The sequence below is a fragment of the Erysipelatoclostridium sp. An15 genome (assembly GCF_002160675.1).
GTDB lineage: Bacteria > Bacillota_I > Bacilli_A > Erysipelotrichales > Coprobacillaceae > Thomasclavelia > Thomasclavelia merdavium.
In genome coordinates this window covers 62327-80571 of record NZ_NFLA01000005.1, presented here as the reverse complement: position 1 = coordinate 80571, position 18245 = coordinate 62327, and the positions used below count along the sequence as shown (strand labels likewise).

The window sequence follows — 18245 nt, the reverse complement described above, 5'->3', positions numbered from 1 at the left end:
ATATAACGATAATCATGGTAACACATGATTTAGAACTTGCTAAAAACTGTGATCGAATTTATGTCTTAGAGCAGGGAAAGCTAAGAGAATATGAAACTTGAGAAATTAAGATTTTTAATTAAAATAAGTATACAGTTTATAAAAAAAGACAAGATTCGATCATTGCTTACATTATGTACTGTTACAATATGTGTATTTTTAATCAATGCTCTTACAACTAATATGACTACTAATGCATACTATGATTATGATACATCTATAAAAATGACTGGTGACTGGTTATTATATTATTCATCTGATTCGTATGATATAGAAAATCAAATTGAGGATATTACTGATATAAAAGAAACAACTGTTACCAGCACTATTGGTTACAGTGATGTTGATGAATATTATCATGTTGAACTGATTAGTTATTCTAATTTTGATTTGTTACCGATGTATTTATACGATGGTGATTATCCTCAAAATGAAAATGAAGTCTTAATTACCAGAGCATATAATAATAAAACCGGATTTAAAACCGGTGACACGATAACTATGGAAGTTACAGATCCTGCTGATCCAGAGAAAAAATATGATAAAACTGTAAAAGTCAGTGGTATTATTCAGGGAGTGGCGGCAAGTAGTGATACAGGTGATTTTTATGATAGAATTATTACCAGATCATCTAAAAAAGCAGATTATTATACAGTATATGTAAAAACAGATACTATTTCTAATGATCAGTTAAGTAAGCTGCAAATATTAATTGAAAATACTGATAACGCTGGCTTAAATCATGATGAAGCAATAATAAAAGTATATACAGGACATTTACCATATTCATTCAGTAATATAGCTAAAACAGATATTATAATATTTATAGTTTTATTTATTTTAATGTATGTTACATTGAAAAATATCTTTTCGATGAGCTTTAAAAAAAGACAGCGCAATTTTGGTATATTATCAAGTGTCGGTGCTTCATTTAATGATTTAAAACTGTTGGCTATAATTGAGGCTATCTTGTATGCAATACCAGGATTGCTGATTGGAATATTTTCCAGTAATTTTATAATGAAGACCTTGCGAGATAATCTGGTTGCTTATTCATTAGAAAGTGAATATAATTCTTTTCCAGTAGCATTTGTTTCAATACCGCTAGTGACTATCATAGTAGCCTTGGTTATTACGATCGTTCTATCATTAGCTGGTTTGTCAGCGCTTAAAGGGATTAAAAAAATCAGCATAATAGATTTATTCAAAACAGCAAAATATCAAAAGAACAGTTTTTCTAAAAAACGTAAAACCGTTCTTAAAAGCTGTAAAAATACTAGTCTAGCATTAGCGACGACGTATATGAAAATGGATAAAAAGAAATATTTGTCTGTTTTAATAACTCTGATTTTTTCTATCGTATTTTTAAATGTGACTAATTACAATGCCAATATTAATGAACAATATCTTCAAGAAACGATGGATATGAATGCTTTATATGTTGATTGTAGTATATATGATTTTTATCAAAATAGAGATGATTTTAATAAATTAATTGAGACAGTTAAAGAAAAACAACCCCAGAATAAAACCAGTGTAAGTGCTGATTTTGATTTTGAAAATATCAATAATTTACCATTTGATCAATACAGTGATGAATATTTATCATCATTTACTACTCCGGAAACTAATAATGTAACTATGCGTTTTATAGGAGTTGATGAAAAAGTATTAAAAGAGGTAACCGGACAAAGTGAACCGATCTTATTAAATAAAAAGATTATAACTGAAGGAACAAGAAACAGTAGAGATATTCCGATTTTTAATGATGGCACTATAACGATAACAATGTCATATGATTATCTTATCGAAGATGAGATGAATTGGATCCAGGAAAAACTGGATTTTACGGCAAAAATAGACGGTATGTATGATCTTGATGATTTTGGCATTACAGATGTTTATGAATCAGCTTTGCAAGATTCAGAGCGATTATGTATATATATGTTAGCACCGTATGATTACTATTTATCACGGTATCAGGAGATGGAATTTTCTAATGCTAATAGTATTGATATTCTATTTAAAATAGATACAGATGATCGTAGCAGTTTAAAGAAAGAAATTTTAAGCGATGACTTTATTAGTAAATATTTAGTATCGACAGAAAAAAATCAGCCTGATCAATATTTAACATTAACAAGTAAAACTACAAAGATGATTGCATATTTAGCGTTAGTAGTTTGTATTATTAATTTAGCGATAATTATTATTTCAAATTCATATGAAAGAGAAAATGATTATGCAATTTTAGAATCACTAGGTATAGATGATCGTGATATGAAAAAAATGATTTTCTTTGAAAATCTGAGTCTGGTAATAATTGCAATAATCATTTCTACTCCATTGATAATAGGAATTGAGGGTCTACTTTATTATTATCAATACACATATATAAAAGAATTCAAGATTTCATACATTACTATTATCTCAATGGCACTTATATCATTATTAATTGCAGTTTTAGCGTCAATATTATTATATAAACTAATCAAAAATAAGAGTATCATTGAAAAGATTAAAGGTAATGATATTTAAAATAGACATTATTTATAATTATTAACTACAATAAAACTTTATAAAAAACAAAAGCAATGATAGGTATCAAAAAGCTTTTGTTTTTTATAGTTATTTTATTTCCTTTAGGTATAAATGTTATTCTTTTTTAATATACTATAGATATATTTTAGTAATTAGAAAGGGAATATGAAAATGAAAAGTGAGGAAATAGTTATTAAAAATACACTAAAAATGACGCAGGAAGCTGACAATCAGCTTTCATTATATGCAACTAAAAATCGCGACTGTATAAAAATAAAATCACCACTAAGACAACAAGAAGAATTTGATATTCGCTGGCCTTTTGAAGAAGATGTAGATCGTATTTTATATTCTAAATCATATCAGCGTTATGTCGATAAAACTCAAGCACTATCTTTTTTTAATAACGCGCATATTTCCAAACGTTCAATTCATGTTCAATGGGTAAGTCGAATAGCTCGGCAAATTGGTAAGTGTTTAGGTTTAAATACAGATTTGATTGAAGCAGCAGCTTTAGGCCATGATTTAGGGCATGCTCCTTATGGACATGTTGGTGAAAAGATTTTAGATATAATTTTACAGAATAAAGGATTTGGGCATTTTTGTCATAATGCTAATAGTGTACGAAATATTTTGTTTATTGAACGAGACGGGATTGGCTATAATGTTTCATTACAAGTATTAGATGCAATTTTATGTCATAATGGTGAGATGTTATCTAAAAAATATATGCCAGATTATGATAAAACAATAGCCCAGTTTTGGAAAGAATATAATGATTGCTGGTATCAAAAAGATATTAGTAAAAAAATACGTCCGATGACTTTAGAAGGATGTGTTGTTAGGGTATCAGATATAATTTCTTATATTGGTAAAGATATTGAAGATGCTATTAAAGTAGGATTGATAAAGGAAAATGATTTGCCTAGAAAGGCAACTAAGGTTTTAGGACATAATAATAAATCAATGATTAATCGTCTAATTGGTGATTTAGTGATTCATAGTTATGAAAAACCTTATTTAAGCTTTTCACCAGAAGTATTTGATGCCTTACTAACAATGATGAATTTTTTATCAGCTAATGTTCATCATCATCCTGTTTTAGTTAAAGAAAATGCAAAATTAATGCGGATGATCAATCAGTTATATGATGTATATTATGAAGAGTTAACAGATGTTAATAATCATGATTGTAAAATAAAAATGTTTGTAAGTAAAATGACACCAGAATATGCTAAAAATGATCCGGCATTAATTGTAACTGATTATTTATCGATGATGACTGATAGTTATGTGCTAAATGAATATGAAACAATATTTTTACCAATCATGCATAATACCATACTTTAATCAATAAATTTGTACTAACTTTAAATAATAAGTGTTATAATATATACAAGGAGTACAAGGAGGAGTCAATATGAAACTTATAATCGCAATTGTTAATTCTGATGACAGCTCAGCAGTTCAAGGTGCGCTTACTGAAAATGGATACTTCGTAACTAAACTATCTACGACTGGAGGATTTTTAAAGAAAGGAAATACAACATTTTTTGTTGGAACTAATGATGATAAAGTTGAAGATTGTATTTCTATAATTAAAGCCCATTCGAAAAAAAGAGTGGAAAAAGAACCAACTGTTCCGCCAACTGAAATGGGTGAATTTTTTACCCCAATAATGGTTGATGTACTTGTTGGAGGAGCAACAGTATTTGTTTTAAATATCGATCAATTTGAAAAATTCTAAAAAAGAAGTGGTAGTTCCACTTCTTTTATTTTATAATTATCTAAGGTGAAGAAAATGGAATATAGATTATTAGATAAAAAAGAAATTAATCAAGTTATTTTATTAGTCGATAAAGTTGCTAAAAAACATATATTTAATGATTATGATCAAGAAGGAATTGATAGTTTCAATCAAGTTAATCAGGAATCTTTTTATTTAGATCGACATAATTTAACATATGTTGCTTTAGAAAATGATCAAATCGTAGCTATGGCTACACTTTCAAATAATAATCATTTAAGTTTGTTATTTGTTTTAGATAGTTATCAACATTTAGGAATTGGAATTAAATTATTAGAAATTATTGATAATTTAGTATTAGGAGATTTGTCAGTTAATTCGGGAATCGAAGCTAAGGATTTTTATTTAAAAGCTGGATTTGAATTAACTGATAATCTAATAAAAAAGGATGGTATTTTATATTATCCAATGGTAAAAAAAAGAGAAGTTAAGCAGCAATTTGAAAACTATGACCAGGTTATTGAGTTTATTAATAGTCAAAAAGACCGCGTTTATAGTTTGGATAATTTTAAAAGATATATGGATGATTTAGGTAATCCCCAGCTAATTCTTGATTGTATTCATATTGGGGGTACTAATGGTAAAGGTTCAACTACAAATTATATAAAAGAAGTTTTAAAACAAGCTGGATATAGAGTAGCTACTTTTACTTCTCCAGCCTTATATTCTAGATTAGATATTATTCGTATCAACGATCAATTTATCGATGATAAAACAATGGTCAAATATGCTAATCGTTATGTTGATTTATGGTTAAAATATGAAATTTCAATGTTTGAAATTGAAGTGTTTATTGCCATTATGTATTTTATTGAAAATAACGTTGACATAGCTATTTTTGAAGTTGGATTAGGTGGTTTATTAGATGCGACTAATATCATTAAACCAATGCTGGCTATTAATACTAATATCGGTTTAGATCATGTTGATTATTTAGGACATGATTATCAAAGTATTGCCTTAAATAAAGCCGGAATAGTTAAAGATGGCATTGATTATTTAACTGGAGAAACAAAACCAGAGTGTTTAGAAGTATTTAAAGAAGTATGTAAGAAACATCATAGTCAATTATTACAAGTTCAGCCAATTACTAATATTATTGATGGTAATAATGTTGCTTATCGTTATCGTAATTATGATATTATTTTAGATACTCCAGCTCTATATCAAATTAAAAACAGTGCCTTAGCATTAGAAGCTTTGTTGTATTTAAAGAAACATCAATTAATTAGTTTTAGTGATGATGATTTATTACAAGGAATGTATAACGCTAAATGGCCAGGACGTTTTGAAATGGTACATATTAATCCAGTAATTATTGTAGATGGTGCTCATAACAAAGAAGGAATTGATGCCTTTTATGAATGTGCAAAAAAATATGATAATATTAAAATTATTTTTAGTGCTTTAAGAGACAAAGATTATAAGCATATGATTGAAAAACTATTGCAGTTAACTGATGATATTACTATATGTGAATTTGAACATGTTCGCGCTAGTACTGCTAAAGATTTAGCTAAAGGGTTTGAGGTTAAAATTCAGCCTGATTATAAACAGGCAATTAAAGAATCATTACATCATCAAGGAACAGTTTTTGTAACTGGTTCATTATATTTTATTTCTAAAGTTAGAAATTATATTTTAAATGAATTAAATGGGTAAAATCGTTAGATTTTACCCATTATCTTTAAAGCTGGAATTATTTAAGATCTATTTTCCTAATTAACTCTTTTAATTCAGGAGTATCTTTTAAAAATTCAGTATCTTTATCAGTACCAATTGATTGAAGAATTGTTTTTTGTAACTTTGCTGTAAATTTATTATCAACTTCTTTGGTTTTAATATGCTGATACAAAGGTGAACTGTTAATATCCCACTTTTTAGTAAGTGATTCTAGCATCAACAAAAGTATTTTTAATAATTCAGCTTTATTTTTTGTAGTACTATAAAGCTGAAAATGAGCAAGATAAAAATTGTATTGCCATAAATCAAATAATTTAGCTGCTTGTTTATCAACATCAGCAATATATTTTGCATCCTCTAAACGGTTTTCTTTAAGAGCAATTTGCATTAAGGTCATTAATGATGTATGAATTTCGTAGGTGGTAGCTAAAAGTTTTTCTTCTATCAGTTTTGCAGCTTTTTTTGTTTCTTGTTGAGCAATGTAGATATTTGCTTGAATCTGCTCTTTGTTTATTGGATTTTTATTTGAAATTGTATTAAGCATTTCTTGGGCGTGGTTATAATCTTGATTTTCCATTGCTTTAGAAATTAAATGTACTAGTGCCTGCTCTTTAATAGCAATATCATCACTTTGAGCAGCTCTATAATATAGTTCTTCTATTTTATCATGATATTTTTCGTTTAATCGTTGATTTTTACAAAGAATTAAAGCACCATCTAATAACATCGCTAAATTGATTATTAATAAATCACAAGTTGGAAATTCTTTTAATTTTTCAGTTGCTAATACATAGCCAGCTTCAAAACCACTTTTATCTATCACTTCAGAAACTTTGTTTAAAAACAATGTAATTTCTTCTTTTGATAAATTATCTTGAAAAGATAAAAGGGTATTTAAATCGGTATCAAGAAGCCTGGCTAGAGCAGGTAATAAAACGATATCAGGATATGAGATCCCACGTTCCCATTTATTTACAGCTGGAGTGGAAACGCCTAGATAATTTGCAATTTGTTCTTGGGTAAGTCCTTTTGCTAAACGTTTTTCACGGATTATATCATTTATTTTCATAAACAAATGCCTCCATTTAATTTTCTACTTATATTGTAATGATTTAACTTTATATTTTCAATTTACTGTTTATTAACTTTTTAGAAGTTTTATTAACTATAAGTTATTTAGTCTATAAAAAAACAGGGAATTGAAAATCCCTGTTTAAATGATCGCTAGTAATATAAAGTTAATAATGAACAATATTGCTACTACAGCGATAATTGGATGAATTTCTTTTGCTTGTTTTTTAATAATTTTTACAATGCAATAGAAGATAAATGCTGTAGCAATACCATATGAGATACTGTAGCAAAGTGCCATGAAGATTCCGGCAAAGAAAGCAGGTACAGCTTCTTCTAAATCATTCCAGTTAATTTCTGTAAATGATGAAACCATCATGCATCCAACAATAACTAGTGCTGGTGCAGTAGCTGCTGAAGGAATAGCACTTACAAATGATGATAAAAAGGCACTTAAAGCAAAACAAATTGCTACAACTACAGAAGTTAAACCAGTTCTACCACCAACACCGATACCAGCTGCACTTTCAACAAATGTAGTAGTATTACTTGTACCAAAGATTGCACCGATTGAAGTTGCAGTAGCATCAGCGAATAATGCTTTATCCATTTTTGAACTAAATCCACTACTGTTTTCTAAAGCAGCTTCATCTTCAGCTGAGAAGATACCTGATTTACGACCAGTTCCGATAAATGTTCCAATTGTATCAAATGTATCAGACATACTGAATGCAAAAATAGTAATAATTACTAAAGGAATTTTAGAAGCATCAGCAAATAATGAAGGTAAACCTTCAGAAGTAAAGATAACTCCAAAAGTAGAAGGTAAAGCACCTAAAGCTTCTGAAAAACTAACAGTATCAGCTGTTGATGTTACTCCAAAAGGAATTCCAATCAATGTTGTTATGACGATAGCAATTAAAATACCACCTTTAACTTTTAAAATAGTTAAAACAACAGCTAAAACTAAACCAATTAAAAATACCCATAATACTGGCTGATTCATATTTGATAAAGCTGGTACACCAGAATCAAAATTAATCATACCAACATTTAAAAATCCTAAATAAGCAATGAAAACACCAATTCCACCACCAATAGCATTTTGTAAAGATTGTGGAATTGCTTTAATAATTGTTTTACGAATTTTAGTTACTGTAATAAAAATATTAATTAATCCACAAATAAAAACCATTGATAAAGCTTGTTGCCATGTAAATTTTAATGCAAAGCAAACTGTATAAACGAAGAATGCATTTAATCCCATTCCCGGTGCTTGAGCATATGGAACATTGGCAACTAGACCCATAATTAAAGTCCCGATTACTGAAGCAATAATTGTTGCTAAGAAAACAGCACCCCATTCCATTCCAGATTGGCTTAATGTATTTGGATTTACCGCAATAATATAAGCCATTGCAAAGAAAGTAGTAATACCTGCAATTATTTCTGTTGAAACAGTGGTATTGTTTTCTTTCAATTTAAAAAATTTTTCCATTTAATTTCTCCTCTTTAATCTATTTCAACGTTAAGACTTTATCATGTTTTAAAAAAAGTTGCAAACAAATATCATATATATGTAAAAAATTGAATAAAATAGCTTATTTAAAGTGTGAAGATGTAAATTATATTGAAGTTACGATATATTTATAGTATTATGTTTCTCGTATACACTTTTGTATATAGATTAAGAAAAGGGGGAGTCTACTTTTAAGTAGCAATCGCATGTACGGTCATTGATCGGAATTAACGCCTGTGGACTAGAAATGAGGATGAAGCAGGAAAGATTGTAAATAAGTAGCAATCAATTATGATTCAAATTATTTGCGGAATTATTTTAGTATTAATCGGAGTTTTGGTTTTCTGGAAATATCCGATTAAAAGTGATGCTAAATCACTATCGCTGGCAGCCTTGTTCATTATTTTAGCTGCTATTTTAAATCGGTTATCAATTATGATACCGTTATTTGGCTTTGAAAGCTTAAATATTTCTATCGAAGTTATTCCTATGATGTTAGCCGGGATATTATTAGCTCCGGGATATTGTTATATTATTGGAATAGCTATTGATTTAGTAGGGTTGCTTGTAAACCCGACCGGTTTTCCATTTTTAGGATTTACTTTAAATGCAGTATTACAATGTTTAATACCTTCGTTAATTGTAACAACGATCAAAGAAAATCGTTTAAATTATTTAGAAAAAGTTATCAAGATTTTATTGATTGTTTTAGTTGTTGGTGCTTGTAGCTATGTATTTAGTTTAAATCAAGTTACTATTTCTAATAATGTAGTTACAATTAGTACTAGCTTTAAGATAATTATGAGTATTATCTGTGTGATAATGATTGCAATATTGTTTATTGTAATGCATTTTTATAAAAAGAAATTAAATGAAGAAGAGTATTATTTATTTAATATCTGGTTGATTTCAGTTGTAATTGTTGAAATGGCTGTTTCTTTTGTTTTAACGCCATACTGGTTAGAGGCAATGTATGGAATACCGTTTACTTTGTCGTTATTTATTCGAGTAATTAAGGAATGTATAATGATACCAGTGGATATCATTTTAGGATATAGTGTTTTAAGAATATTGAAGAAGCTTAAAGTGTAATCGATTGATTACACTTTTTTTGTTTATTTTTTTTATTAGTGGAAAAAATATTTATTGTGAGGTGATAAAAATGGAAACATCTAAGTATAATCAAATTGCAGAAAGTTTAAAACCGAAAAAAACGGTTTTAAAACATTGTATATATGCTTTTGTTTATGGTGGTGCTATTGGGGCAATCGGACAATTTTTCTTAGAATTATATATGAATATTTTTGAAATTGATCAACAGGAAGCAACACCAATGATGATCATAACTATTGTTTTAATTGCTGCAATATTAACTGGACTAGGAATTTATGATCGTCTAGGTAAAAAAGCTGGAGCGGGAACTTTTATTCCGATTACTGGTTTTGCTAATAGTATGACTTCTAGTGCTTTAGAAGCTAAAAGTGAGGGATTAGTAACTGGAATTGGTGCTAATATGTTTAAACTTGGCGGTACGGTAATAACTTTTGGAATTGTGGCTTCATTTGTATTAGGAGGAATCCGATATGTCATCAGTCTTATCTGGTAGTTCGATGGGATTAAATAATGTATATATTCGCTCAATTGGATCAACATGTGGTATTGATGAATTTAATGGTCCTTTAGGTGATTATTTTGATCGTCATTATCCTGACTTTCATTGCGGTTATCCTTCTTATGAACAGGCTGAAATTGCAATGTTGGAAGAAGCAATAAATTTTGCTTTAAAAAAAGGAAAATTAAAAAAAGAAGATATTAATTTATATATGGGTGGCGACTTAAATAATCAATTAACAGCAACTAATTATATGGCTAAAAAAATCAAACGACCATTAATGGCAATGTATGGAGCCTGTGCAACAATGGGACTAGTAATAGATAATGCTGCAATGTTAATCGAAAATCATTGTATTCATAACGCTAATTGTTTTGTGTGTAGTCATAACGCTACTGCTGAAAGACAATTTCGTTACCCGCTTGAATATGGTGTGCAGCGCAAAGAAACGATGACAACAACGGCTACTGGTGCTGTTAGTGTAATTTTAGATAACAATCCTAGCAATGTAAAAGTAGAATCAATAACAATAGGTAGAGTCGTTGATTTAAATCAAAGTGATCCCAATGATATGGGACGAGCCATGGCTCCAGCTGCTTTTGATACTTTAGTTACTCATTTAAAAGATCTAAAAAGATCGGCTTCATATTATGATTTAATTGTAACTGGTGATTTATCAGCCTATGGTAAAAAAATTATGAAAGAATTGATGAAACAAAGTAATATTGAATATCGTTGTTATGATGATTGTGGCTGTTTATTATATGATTCTAATCAGGATGTTAATCAAGGCGGTAGTGGACCTTCTTGTAGTGCCTTAGTAACATTTGGTTATTTATTTGCTAAGATGTTAGAAGGGAAATATAAGCGAATTTTAGTAATTACAACGGGAGCTTTATTATCACCAGTAATGACTAATCAAAAACAAAGTATTCCTTGTATTGGCCATGCTTTTTCATTGGAGGTAGTACAATGATGAATTATGTTTTAGCGTTTTTATTTTGTGGTAGTGTTTGTGTAATTGCGCAGTTAATTTATGAATACACTAAGTTAACACCTGGACATATTACAAGTTTGTTTGTGGTAATTGGTGCATTTTTAGATTTGTTTCATATTTATGATCGTTTGGTTGAAATATTTCATGCCGGGGCATTATTGCCGATTACCAGCTTTGGTCATTCTTTGATGCATGGAGCTTTGGCGGCTACTAAAGATTATGGCTTTTTTGGTTTAGCGATGGGTATTTTTGATTTAACGGCTGCGGGTATTAGTAGTGCGATTTTATTTGCTTTTTTAGTTGCGATAGTTACTAAACCTAAATCATGAAAAATCCATCATTTGATATTAATACCCGTATCTTAGACTATAATAATGAAAAAGTATCAATTAGTTTCCTTTCTAGTCTATGTGGCGATGATATGGTGGCCTATATTGTTGAAGGAATCACAAATAATCGCGGGGAAACATTAAAAGATTGTATCAATAATGGAGCGATAACTGAAGAACCGGATCATCAAAAAGCATTATATGCCATGCTTTCAGGATGTGCTTTGGTTGCTTATCGTGATAAAGAATATGTTGTTGATACAAGACGCTATCCCAATCGTTCTGTAGAAGAACCAGAAACAGAAAAAAGTGTGCGTGGTTCTAAGGATGGTTTTAATGAATCAATTTTAACTTGTGCAGGATTAATTAGAAGAAGAATTAAAACTATGGATTTGATCTTACAGAAATATACGATTGGAAAGAATAATCCGCTTGATATTTGTGTTTGTTATTTAGATAGTGTTATAGATAAACAGATGTTGGATACAGTAACTAAACGAGTTAAAGAAATAAAAAATGATGATTTAGTTATGACTGACCGAGCAGTTGAAGAAATCATATTAAATCAAAGTTATAATCCGTTTCCATTAGTTAGATATAGTGAACGACCGGATGTTGTTGCGACCCATATATTAGATGGTAAAATTGCGATAATTTGTGATACTTCATCTTCGGTAATGATGTTACCAACAACTATTTTTGAAATTTTAGAGCATGTTGAAGAACATCGGCAAACACCAATTATTGGTACATTTATTCGTTTAATTCGTTGTAGCGCTGTATTACTTTCAATTTATCTGGTGCCATTGTGGCTTTTAATAAGTAGCCATGGAAATTTAGATATATATTTTTTAGGTCAGGTTTTATTGATGGAATTATCAATTGAATTATTAAGAATTGCTACGATTCATACGCCAACTCCTTTATCTAACGCTATGGGGATGATTGCAGCAGTATTATTAGGACAATTTGCCATTGATTTAGGTTTTTTTAGTGAAGAAATTTTATTATTTTGTGCTATTGGTGATGTTGGTGGTTTTGCAACACCGAATTATGAATTATCACTTACTAATAAGTATATTAAAATATTTTTGATTATTTTTGTTGGTTTATTGGGATGGGCTGGTTTTATTGTTTTTCATATTATTTTAATTGGTTATTTAATTTCTATTAAACCACTAGGAGTTTCTTATTTGTATCCATTAATACCGTTTGATGGTAAGGCATTATGGAATTTTATTATTCGAAAACCGAAAACGAAAAAAGGTAGTAAAACTGTAACATAGTTGCAGTTTTTTTAGTTCTTCTAATGATTTTAAATCTGTGCTATAATAACAAGGTCATAAGGAGGAAACAGGATGGAATATCAAGTAATAATGGATGATTTTCAAGGACCCCTTGATTTATTGTTACATTTAATCAAGGAAAAAGAAATGGATTTAGAAACTTTAGAATTATCTGTGATCGCTGATCAATATTTACAATATATTCATGCAATGGATCCTTCAAAACTAGAAGAAATGTCAGAGTATTTAGTAATGGCAGCAGATTTGATTGAAATGAAAAGTAAGCTGTTATTACCAAAAGAAAAGGTTGATATTAATGATGAGTATCAAGAAGATCCTCGTGAAACATTGATCAAACGATTGATAGAATATAAAAGATATAAAGATGTTTTAGATGATATCAAAAATCAATATGAACATCGTCAGACAATGATCATTAAACCAGCTGCTTCAATGGATGAATATGTAGTGGATACTAGTACAATGATTCCTAAAGATTTAGAAGTATATGATTTAATGAAGGCGATGCAAAAAATGTTTCAACGTAAAGCGTTAATGAAACCATTAGATACCCATATCGCTAAAAAAGAAATTTCAATTGATGAAAGAACATCACAAATAAAAGATTTCTTTAGAACCAGGGTAAATAAAAAAGTTAAATTTGAAGAATTATTTGATCATTATGATCGAACATATTTTATTGTTACATTTATGGCTATTTTGGTTTTAGCTAAAGATAAAGAAGTTGAAATAATTCAAAATGGATTATTTGAAGATATATATATAGAAGGGAAACTTTAATGAAAGATAACAATTATTTAGATATTATCGAAGGTATGCTTTATTTAGCTGGTGATGATGGTATAGATATTAAACAGATTGCTGGGGTACTAGAGATTAGTAGAAAAGAAGCGACTGTTTTAATGGATCAGTTTATTGAGCTATATGAAAATAAGATGTTTAAAGGTATTAAATTAGTCAATTTTGGTGGGCGTTATAAACTAGCTACTAATGAAGATTATTTTATGTATTATCAAAAAATGGTTGAACAAAGCAGTAGTACTTTATCAAATGCGGCCTTAGAAACATTAGCAATTATTGCTTATAACCAGCCAATTACTCGTTTAGGTGTTGAAGATATTCGTGGGGTTGGTTGTGATGCGATGATTAGAAAATTAGTTGCTAAAGCATTAATAAAAGAAGTAGGGCGTGAAGATAGTCCAGGAATGCCAATTCTTTATGGGGTAACTGATGAATTTATGGATGCTTTTGGATTAACTTCATTAGATGAATTGCCTGATTTAGCTGATATTGTAGAAATTGATGAGCAGGAAGATATTTTTGCAACTCGATATCGAGAAACTGATGTTGAGGAAATTGGTAAGAAAGAAAGTGATGATAGTGAAACTAATTAAGCACTTAAAAACAATAACTAAACATAAATACTATGTTATGAAATTATGTTTTCGTTTTGGATTATATAAACAAGGCTTGCTTCATGATTTATCAAAGTATTCGTGGTGTGAGTTGTCTACGGGAGCTAAATATTATTTAGGCTATAAGTCACCTAACAGTAATGAACGCCAGCAAAAAGGATATAGTAGTGCCTGGTTACATCATAAAGGACGTAATAAACATCATTGGGAATATTGGATTGATTTTACGCGTGATGGTATTATTGCAATTGAGATGCCAATTAAATATGTAGTTGAAATGTTTTGTGATCGGGTAGCGGCTACGATGGTATATCGCGGTAGTGATTTTGATTTTACGGCACCATTAGATTATTATAATAAGACTCATCATTATTATGTAATTAATGAAAAAACAGATCAGATTATCAAAGACATGTTAGAGCATTTAGCCAATAGCAATCTTGATGAAACAATTAAATATATAAAAAACAATTATTTAAACAAAAAATAAAAATGAAGGTCAGCTAATGAATTAACATTGGAAAATGACCTTCATTTTTTTAGATATGAAAATACTTTTTTACAAATAAAGTTTATTTCTAGAATAATGATTACCATCCAAAGCGTCCAGGCAAAAATACTAACCATATCGATTTGAACTCGGGCGAAATATAATTGTTTACCAATTCCACGATTGGCAGAAACAAATATTTCAGCCATAACACCAACTTTTAAACTAAGTGGTAAGGCAGTTTCAATTGCTGAAACCAAATAACCTTTAATCAAAGGAAGGTAAACGTGAAATAAATTAAATGAAAAAGAATGATGATATAAATTAATAACATCTTTTAAATCAGAATCAATATTTACAATACCATTAACTGCATTATTATAAAATATTGGTAAAATCATCAATAAAACAATAACAATTAAAGCAGTTAAACTTTTAAACCAGACTAATAAAATTAATATATAGGCAATTTGAGGAATTGTCTGCATCAAAGAAATAATTGGATATAAGTAATCATTAACTTTTTTTGATAAACCACTAAATATTCCTAAAATTGTACCAATTATTAATGCTAATAAAAAACTAATAAATACTCTTAGTAATGTAGCTAAAATGGCTAAATAAAAAGACTTTGAGGAAACAAATGCAATCATTTGTTTAAAAACTGTAAGTGGTAATGGCAAGATTACCACTTTATCAATCGATAAAGCAAAACCTTGCCAAATTACCAATAATACTATAATAGTAATAAATTTGCGTTTCATTAAACTATCATATCATCACTATATTCAATATTGTATAATTTCAAAAAGTCTTCAATTTGTTTAGCGCATTCACTAGCTGGTCGATAATGAAGATTTTGACGTTCAATAGAATTTACAGTAATATCAACACTTGGTAATCCTAATGTTTCAATACCAATATTTTCTAAATCTTCTTTTAATCCATCGTAACCATTATTAGTAAATTCATCAATTTTGCTAAATAAAGAATCATAATTTTTTCCTTCTTTAACAAATATTGCTGCTTGAGGATAACCATCTTCACCATATGATTCTTGTAAATCAGTGATAATTGATAATTCAAGACCACTTTGTTTTGCTTTAGCAATTGTTGCACTAGCAAGTGGTTCGGCCAATAATCCGACTTGAACATTACCAGCTAAAAGCTGTTGTTGTACTAAAGTAGCTGATTGATAATAAGTAGGAGTTAATGAAGTTTCAATATTCGTTGCTTCTACTATTAATTGGGGAACTGCACCTTCACCAAATAAAGCCAATTCACCGGTTTGTGATAAAGCTTCTTTGCTTGTACCAACTAAATATAAATTACCCCAGGTAATTACTGCCTGGATACGATAATCACTCTGGTCGCTAGCAATTAATTTTGCACCTAAATTAATGGGAGCAACTATAATATCGTATTCACTGTTATCTTTAGATAATTCGGCTACTAATTGATCACTGCCATCAACAAAATCAATTTTACCGTTTTCTGTTATATTTTCATATTCACTGACAAAAGCTAATGATGGTGCGCCTACAGGACAAAGGATGTTAGCAGTATCTGATTCATCTGAACTATTTGTACCTCCTGAACATCCGACTACTGTAGTCAACATCATAAAACATAATAAATATTTAAATAATTTCTTCATAAAACTCCTCCTAATAAATTATTTAAAACGTGGTTTTCCACTATAGTGAGTATGCAGAAGATGGTGTGCTTTTTCACTATTTGGTTCTCCTAAGAAGTTTGCATATAATTGTTGTATTTGTGAATTCTTATGAGATTTTCTAACTGGAAGTGACATATCTTCGTCATATAAAGCTTTAGCACGAGCTTGTTTCCAGTCAAAACCGCTATTTCGAACTAGAGCATTAACATAAGATTGACCGCCACCGTTAACACAACCACCTGGACAACCCATAACTTCGATAAAGTGGTATTTAGAAGTACCGTTTTTGATTTCTTCAAGTAATGGTTTAGCTAGGACCATGCTATGAGCAACAGCTACATTTAAAGTCTGATCACCAATTTTAACCGTAGCTTCTTTAATTCCTTCTTCACCACGAACAGCATGGTAGTCAATATTAGTTAAATCTTCATGTGATAAAACATCAGCTACAGTTCTTAAAGCTGCTTCCATAACACCACCGCTGGCACCAAAGATAACTCCAGCACCTGTGTATTCACCAAACATATCTTGATCGAAGTCTTCGTCTTTTAAATCTCTAAAATTGATACCAAACATTTTAATTAATTTACCTAATTCACGAGTAGTTAAAACTGCATCAACGTCTTTTAGACCATCAGTTAGATTTTCTTCTCGTTCTTTTTCACCTTTTTTTGCAACACAAGGCATGATTGAAACAACATAAATATCTTGTGGATCAATATTATTTACCTTAGCGTAGTATGATTTGATCATCGCACCTAACATCATATGTGGTGATTTACAGCTAGAAAGATGATCTAGTAAATCAGGATATTCATGTTCAATATAATTAACCCAGCCTGGACTACATGAAGTAATCATTGGTAATACGCCATTATTATTTAAACGATGCAAGAATTCATGACCTTCTTCCATTATTGTTAAATCGGCACCAAAGTTAGTATCATAAACTTTATCAAAGCCCATTAGTTTTAAAGCGTGAACCATTTTACCAGTTACTCGAGTACCGATTGGCATTCCAAATTCTTCACCTAAACTAGCTCTAACAGCTGGAGCAGTTTGAACAATTACATGTTTATCAGGATCATTTAAAGCGGCAATTACATCATGAATTTCTTCTTTTTCTGATAAAGCCCCAACCGGACAAACATTAATACATTGACCACATTGCATACAGTTAACATCAGCAAAACTTTTATCATAAACTGGACCAACTTTAGTTTTAAATCCACGATTGATATAGCCTAATACGCCTAGTCCTTGGGTTTTAATACATGTTTCAACACAACGACCACAAAGGACACATTTAGATGTATTGCGGACAATACCTGGAGAAACTTCATCAAAAGTTGGTTTTGATTTTTCACCAGCAAAGGCATCTTCACGAACCCCTAACTCCTGACAAAGACGTTGTAATTCACAGTTTGTATTTCGAATACATGAAAGACAGTCTTTAGAGTGGTTAGATACAATTAATTCGACTACTCTTCTTCGGGCATCTAATGCTCTTTGAGAGTTTGTTTTTATTACAAGCCCTTCACGAACTGGATAAACACAAGCGGCTGCTAATGTTTTAGCTCCTTCTATTTCAACCTGACAAACACGGCAAGCGCCAGTTCCCGTCACTCCTTTTAAATAACACAAAGTAGGGATATGGATACCGTTATTTTTGGCTGCTTCTAAGACTGTTTGCCCTTCGTAAGCTTCTACGACACGGTTGTTGATTGTTATTTTTACTTTTGACATTCCTTACACCT

General features: G+C 29.9%; 17 protein-coding genes. 12 read left to right on the top strand and 5 right to left on the bottom strand.

Annotated elements, in window-relative coordinates; translation table 11 throughout:
- The first annotated feature begins 90 nt into the window (after nt 1–90).
- The 4 genes from B5E92_RS03365 to B5E92_RS03350 all read left to right on the top strand — a co-directional run bounded on the left by B5E92_RS03365 (nt 91) and on the right by B5E92_RS03350 (nt 6049).
- The gene (locus B5E92_RS03365) at nt 91–2577 is read left to right on the top strand and encodes an ABC transporter permease (protein WP_087299227.1); all 2487 of its coding nucleotides are present in this window, start codon (nt 91–93) and stop codon (nt 2575–2577) included.
- Nucleotides 2578–2751: 174 nt separating this feature from the next.
- Nucleotides 2752–3930, top strand: coding sequence for a deoxyguanosinetriphosphate triphosphohydrolase family protein (locus B5E92_RS03360; RefSeq protein ID WP_087299225.1), 1179 nt, complete (start codon nt 2752–2754; stop codon nt 3928–3930).
- 70 nt (nt 3931–4000) lie between these two features.
- Nucleotides 4001–4327 carry a cyclic-di-AMP receptor gene (locus tag B5E92_RS03355; RefSeq protein ID WP_087299223.1) on the top strand — a complete coding sequence of 109 codons (327 nt, stop codon included), beginning with the start codon at nt 4001–4003 and terminating at the stop codon, nt 4325–4327.
- Between the two features lie 54 nt (nt 4328–4381).
- A complete protein-coding gene (locus B5E92_RS03350; protein WP_087299221.1) occupies nt 4382–6049 on the top strand; it encodes a GNAT family N-acetyltransferase in 1668 nt (555 codons plus the stop codon).
- Nucleotides 6050–6086: 37 nt separating this feature from the next.
- Here B5E92_RS03350 and B5E92_RS03345 read toward each other — a convergent pair whose 3' ends face one another.
- Nucleotides 6087–7139, bottom strand: coding sequence for a helix-turn-helix domain-containing protein (locus tag B5E92_RS03345; RefSeq protein WP_087299219.1), 1053 nt, complete (start codon nt 7137–7139; stop codon nt 6087–6089).
- Nucleotides 7140–7283: 144 nt separating this feature from the next.
- Entirely contained in the window at nt 7284–8639 is a 1356-nt protein-coding gene (locus B5E92_RS03340; protein ID WP_087299217.1) for an NCS2 family permease, read from the bottom strand.
- Nucleotides 8640–8951: 312 nt separating this feature from the next.
- Between B5E92_RS03340 and B5E92_RS03335 the strand changes: the two genes are divergently transcribed.
- The 8 genes from B5E92_RS03335 (at nt 8952) to B5E92_RS03300 (ending at nt 14810) form a co-directional block, all read left to right on the top strand.
- Nucleotides 8952–9752 (top strand): folate family ECF transporter S component, encoded by an 801-nt coding sequence (locus B5E92_RS03335; RefSeq protein ID WP_087299215.1) that lies wholly within the window; start codon nt 8952–8954, stop codon nt 9750–9752.
- Nucleotides 9753–9822: 70 nt separating this feature from the next.
- The gene (gene spoVAC, locus B5E92_RS03330; RefSeq protein WP_087299213.1) at nt 9823–10266 is read left to right on the top strand and encodes a stage V sporulation protein AC; all 444 of its coding nucleotides are present in this window, start codon (nt 9823–9825) and stop codon (nt 10264–10266) included.
- Nucleotides 10244–11248, top strand: coding sequence for a stage V sporulation protein AD (locus B5E92_RS03325; RefSeq protein ID WP_087299211.1), 1005 nt, complete (start codon nt 10244–10246; stop codon nt 11246–11248). The genes spoVAC and B5E92_RS03325 overlap by 23 nt, the downstream gene beginning before the upstream one ends.
- The gene (gene spoVAE, locus B5E92_RS03320; RefSeq protein WP_087299231.1) at nt 11248–11598 is read left to right on the top strand and encodes a stage V sporulation protein AE; all 351 of its coding nucleotides are present in this window, start codon (nt 11248–11250) and stop codon (nt 11596–11598) included. Before B5E92_RS03325 ends, spoVAE begins: the two co-directional genes overlap by 1 nt.
- A complete protein-coding gene (locus B5E92_RS03315) occupies nt 11595–12884 on the top strand; it encodes a spore germination protein (RefSeq protein WP_087299209.1) in 1290 nt (429 codons plus the stop codon). The genes spoVAE and B5E92_RS03315 overlap by 4 nt, the downstream gene beginning before the upstream one ends.
- 72 nt (nt 12885–12956) lie before the next feature.
- Entirely contained in the window at nt 12957–13685 is a 729-nt protein-coding gene (locus tag B5E92_RS03310; RefSeq protein WP_087299207.1) for a ScpA family protein, read from the top strand.
- Entirely contained in the window at nt 13685–14299 is a 615-nt protein-coding gene (scpB, locus tag B5E92_RS03305; RefSeq protein ID WP_087299205.1) for an SMC-Scp complex subunit ScpB, read from the top strand. Before B5E92_RS03310 ends, scpB begins: the two co-directional genes overlap by 1 nt.
- The gene (locus B5E92_RS03300; RefSeq protein ID WP_087299203.1) at nt 14286–14810 is read left to right on the top strand and encodes a DUF5662 family protein; all 525 of its coding nucleotides are present in this window, start codon (nt 14286–14288) and stop codon (nt 14808–14810) included. The genes scpB and B5E92_RS03300 overlap by 14 nt, the downstream gene beginning before the upstream one ends.
- Nucleotides 14811–14851: 41 nt before the next feature.
- Here the strand turns inward: B5E92_RS03300 and B5E92_RS03295 are convergent, their stop codons facing one another.
- The 3 genes from B5E92_RS03295 to B5E92_RS03285 are packed head-to-tail and all read right to left on the bottom strand — an operon-like array spanning nt 14852 to nt 18234.
- On the bottom strand, nt 14852–15574 hold the full coding sequence (locus B5E92_RS03295) for an ABC transporter permease (RefSeq protein ID WP_087299201.1): 723 nt from the start codon (nt 15572–15574) through the stop codon (nt 14852–14854).
- Nucleotides 15574–16467, bottom strand: a complete 894-nt coding sequence (locus B5E92_RS03290; RefSeq protein ID WP_087299199.1) for a hypothetical protein — start codon at nt 16465–16467, stop codon at nt 15574–15576. Before B5E92_RS03290 ends, B5E92_RS03295 begins: the two co-directional genes overlap by 1 nt.
- An 18-nt stretch (nt 16468–16485) precedes the next feature.
- Complete coding sequence (locus tag B5E92_RS03285; protein ID WP_087299197.1) at nt 16486–18234, bottom strand: NADH-dependent [FeFe] hydrogenase, group A6; 1749 nt, start codon at nt 18232–18234, stop codon at nt 16486–16488.
- Between the last annotated feature and the right edge of the window lie 11 nt (nt 18235–18245).